The organism is Rickettsia sp. TH2014, assembly GCF_019249195.1.
Taxonomy (GTDB): domain Bacteria; phylum Pseudomonadota; class Alphaproteobacteria; order Rickettsiales; family Rickettsiaceae; genus Rickettsia; species Rickettsia felis.
The window spans coordinates 1-936 of sequence record NZ_MXAX01000304.1 but is presented as its reverse complement, the minus strand read 5'-3'; the positions used below and the strand labels follow the sequence as shown (position 1 = coordinate 936).

Here is a 936-nt window from a genome sequence, read left to right as displayed (position 1 = left end):
GAGATTGCCACGCTCCTTTCAGTCGCTCGCAATGACGTGATGGGAAACATACAACAAGACCAAAAATACCTCAGAATAACAATAATTTAATTAAGCACATAGAGCTTTGGTGCTTTATCCTTGCAAAATTAGCTATTATTAGCTACGTTATAATAAAGGTTTTGGAATAATATAAATATATGTTAAAAAAAATTATAATATTATTTTTAGGAATGTTTTTACTTTCGGCTTGTACCGATAATTTTAGAAGCTATTTTCAAAGATCCGCAAATAATAGATTGGTTGATAGTAAAGGTGCTAAAGGCGGCAAAAGAAAACCTGTATATAATAATAAATATATTACTTTGGCTAAAAAGAATATAGTAGAAGATAATCTTGATGATGATAACGACGATGATGATGACTATGATAGCGATAATCCTTTAAGAGGAGAAAGAATCGATCCTGTAAAGAGAAATCGTGATATGTATCTTAAGATGATTAAAAGAGATATAGCAAGGCAAAAAGCAGAATCCGGCTTCACTGAATCCGATGATGATATGACTTTAAGTAGAGCAAATAAAAAGGTTAGAAAAGACGATAGCGATAAAGAAAAAAGGATGCAAGAGGAATTAAATCAGATAAAAGCAATGCTTAGAGAAACTAAGCGTGATATATCAAAATATACTTGTCCAAATGCTACGGTAAACCAAAATTATGCACCGCCCGTTACAAATTATGAACCTGTAAATTATCCACCGGCAAAAAATAGTAAGCCGTATAATAACAATTCTAAGGTAAAGCAAAAATTTATTCGTGAAGATGATGATAACGATAGTAATGCTTGTTCGATATAATATATGTTATTCCTGCTGTAATAGTTGAGATTTAATCTTACATTTAGTAAAATTAAGATAATANNNAATGGAGGATTAGAGATGAATCTAAATCAAAAAA

At 30.5% G+C, this 936-nt stretch carries 1 protein-coding gene; it reads left to right on the top strand.

The window, feature by feature from the left end:
• Positions 1–179: 179 nt before the first annotated feature.
• Positions 180–836, top strand: coding sequence for a hypothetical protein (locus tag KYQ89_RS07055; RefSeq protein WP_218460999.1), 657 nt, complete (start codon positions 180–182; stop codon positions 834–836).
• Positions 837–936 lie beyond the last annotated feature (100 nt).